Genomic DNA, 2,902 nt, shown 5'->3' with positions numbered 1-2,902 from the left:
ACCAGCGCCGCGTCGCGGCGGCTGACGAGCGCTTCGGCGAAGCCGCGCACCGCCTCGGCGGGCGGCGCATCCTGCCCGGGCGCCGGGCGCGGACAAGCGGCGAGCTGGGCGTCCACGGCATCGAGCGCCGCGGCGACCAGCGCCGCGGCGTCGCCGGTGGCGATGCCCTGCAGGCGCAGCAACTGCGCGCGCTTCATGCGGAGGCGGAAGCGCAGCGTATCCCACCAGCCGATATCGGTGCGGCCATCGGTGTCGTAGCCGACCCAGCTCGCGAGGATCACCGGGCGCGGCGCGACATGCAGCGCGCGTTCGCCCCAGACGCCGCGGGCGGCGCCGAGGATCGCGGCCGCCAGCGCATCCAGCGCGTCGCGGCCGCGGGCGATCGCGGCTTCGGCGGCGGCGAATTCATCCTCGAGCGTGACCGGCACCGGGCGGAAGGCGAGGCCTTCGGGCAGCGCCGCGCCGCAGGCGGCGTCCGCCACCGCCTGCTGCGTGGCGGGGGGCAGGGAGAAGGTCGGGTGCGCGGTGAAGACCGCGGCGAAGCGCGTGCGCTCGACCGCGTCGCGGAAGGTCGCGTAGGGGACCGGGCTGTCGTCCGGATCCGGGCGGATCAGGCGCTGCGCCAGCGTCGCGAAGCCTTCGCGCCCGCGATCGAGCCCGACATAGCGGGCGAGGCGCCCGGCGCGTTCGGCGGCGGCGGCGCGGGCGATGTGGGCGATCAGCGCCGCGAGCCCGGCGGGGTCGAGCGCGCCGTCATCGAGGCGGCGGCTGATCGCCAGCGACACCAGCAGCACCGGGTCGCCGAAGGGATCGTCCGCCGCGGCGTCCCGCGCGGCGCGCAGCCGCGCGAGCAGGTCATCGAGCAGTTCGGCCGTTTCCATGCCTCATGCTGCACTTGCGAAGGGGGCTTCGCCAAGCACTCCTTGAAGGCGCGCCATGCCGGCGGGGCAAGGGGGCCGCGGTCGATTTGCCATGGCGGTCCCCGGAACGTTGCGCAATCCTGTCGTTGCGCGAAGCGCAAGGGAAACAATCGATGATGTCGTTCCGCAATCTCCTGGGGGCTACGGCCCTCGCATTCGGCCTGGCGGCCTGCGCCGATTCGCCGCCGCCGGTGGTCGCCCCGACGCCACCGCCGGTGGCGGCCCCGGCGGCGCCGCAGGCCCCGGCGGTTGCGGACTTGGTCGGTGCGCGGGCGGTGCCCGGCGCCCGCCAGCTCACCGCGCGTGGCTACCGCCTGGCCCGCGTCCGCGGGATGACGCGCTTCTACTGGCACGCCGCGGCCTCGACCTGCGTCCGCGCGACGGTCGCCCGTGGCCGCTTCAGCGTGGTCGAGCAGGTGCCGCCGGCCGCCTGCGGCCGGTAACGGGAGCCTGACGGCCTGCCCGTTCGGGTGCTGTCATCCGAACGGGCATGAGCCTAATCGCCGGCACTGTAGGCCGGCGCTGGCCGAGCCCGCCGCGCCTCTGCCCAGGCGCTCAGCGTCCGCCCCGCCTGCATCGAGGGCTTCTCCACCAGGCGATGGAAGACCTCCGCGAGCACCAGCGACAGGCCGATGCCGATCGCGATCCGCCAGACCGGCGTGACGGCATCGGGCAGCAGCCGTGCGGCCGCCAGCATGATCGGCATGTGCAGCAGATAGAGGCTGAAGGAGACCCTGCCGAGCCATTGCAGCGGCCGCACGCCGAGTGCCCGCTGCGCACGGCCGGAGGCGAGGATCAGCGCGATCAGCAGCGCCGCGCCGATGCCGATGAGCAGCCGGTGATGCGCCTGCACCGCCGGCGCCGGCAGCAGCACCCGCGCATAGATCAGCAGGATGCAGAGCAGCCAGAGGGCAAGCCGGGCCGCGGAAGACAGCGCCGTGATCCTTCGGAGCGCGGCGTCCAAATGCTTCGCGAGCAGCACCCCGAAGGCGAAGACCGGCAGGTAGCGCAGGCTGCTCAGCGTCTCCGTGCCCAGCAGGCGCTGCTCCGCCGGAGGCAGCAGCATGCCCGATGCCGCGACCGCCAGGAGGGCGACGTCGCTCCGCCGGGCCAGCAGCGCCAGGAAGGGCAGCAGCAGCGAGATGCGCCATTCCACTTCCAGCGTCCACAGCGGCAAATCGAGGACGTAGAACTCGTCGGGCTTGCCGTCGCTGAGCAGCAGCAGGTGCTGCAGCACCAGATCGATCGATGGCTGCTCCCGCCAGAGGAGGTCGAGCATGGGCATGGGCCAGGCCGCTGGTTCCGTGCCCACGACCGCGAGCAGCGCGATGCTCAGCAGGACGGCGGACGCCGCCGGCAGAAAGAGGCGGCAGAACCGCTTCAGGACATAGGCGGGGTAGGAGGGCAGCCCCTGCCGGAAGACGGGAAGCGTGAGCACGAGGCCGCTGAGGACGAAGAAGAGGATGACCGCCTCGGCGCCCATCCAGAATGGCCGCAGCGGCAGCAGCAGCGCGGTCCAGGGATCGAAGGAGGCGTAGTCGAGCGGCTTGACCAGCGCTTCCCCGCCTTCGATCGAAAACAGCGCGTGGAAGACGACGACGGACAGCGCGGCGGCGCCACGCATGGCATCCAGAGACGTGAAGCGCACGCGGCTCCCCTCAATGCTTGCGCCGCCGAAGCTGTTCGGCGGCGCGATTGGCACAAACAGGCGCAGGATCTTGGATGTTCGGCGCCGGAACTGGTCGTCGCCGGATGACTGTTGCCGTTCGGCGGGCGGCCAAGCGGGCTTGCCTTCGCCAGTGTCTCCCCATGAACCGATCGTAACCTATCAGTTACTATTTCGGAAAGCGGAATGTCACGGCGGCGTGAGGCTGCCGCCCGGTCGCCAGCGCCAGGCCGAGCGCCAGCAGGCCGAGGCCGAAGCCGGCCCAGCCGAGCGCGCCGATGCCGCCCGCGGACAGCGCCCAGCCGCCCGCCGCCGC

2 protein-coding genes and 1 pseudogene are annotated in these 2,902 nt (G+C 72.7%); 1 reads left to right on the top strand and 2 read right to left on the bottom strand.

The window, feature by feature from the left end:
* A pseudogene (locus GXW71_RS34410) lies at positions 1 to 881 on the bottom strand (phosphoenolpyruvate carboxylase); the annotation flags it as partial.
* A 152-nt stretch (positions 882 to 1,033) separates the two neighbouring features.
* On the opposite strand from GXW71_RS34410, the gene GXW71_RS34405 reads away from it, so the two are divergent.
* Entirely contained in the window at positions 1,034 to 1,363 is a 330-nt protein-coding gene (locus tag GXW71_RS34405; protein WP_211858576.1) for a hypothetical protein, read from the top strand.
* A gap of 53 nt (positions 1,364 to 1,416) precedes the next feature.
* Here the strand turns inward: GXW71_RS34405 and GXW71_RS34400 are convergent, their stop codons facing one another.
* On the bottom strand, positions 1,417 to 2,568 hold the full coding sequence (locus GXW71_RS34400) for an acyltransferase family protein (protein WP_211858574.1): 1,152 nt from the start codon (positions 2,566 to 2,568) through the stop codon (positions 1,417 to 1,419).
* Positions 2,569 to 2,902 lie beyond the last annotated feature (334 nt).

This window comes from Plastoroseomonas hellenica (genome assembly GCF_018129085.1).
GTDB classification, from domain to species: domain Bacteria; phylum Pseudomonadota; class Alphaproteobacteria; order Acetobacterales; family Acetobacteraceae; genus Plastoroseomonas; species Plastoroseomonas hellenica.
This window is presented reverse-complemented; position numbering and strand designations above follow the sequence as displayed.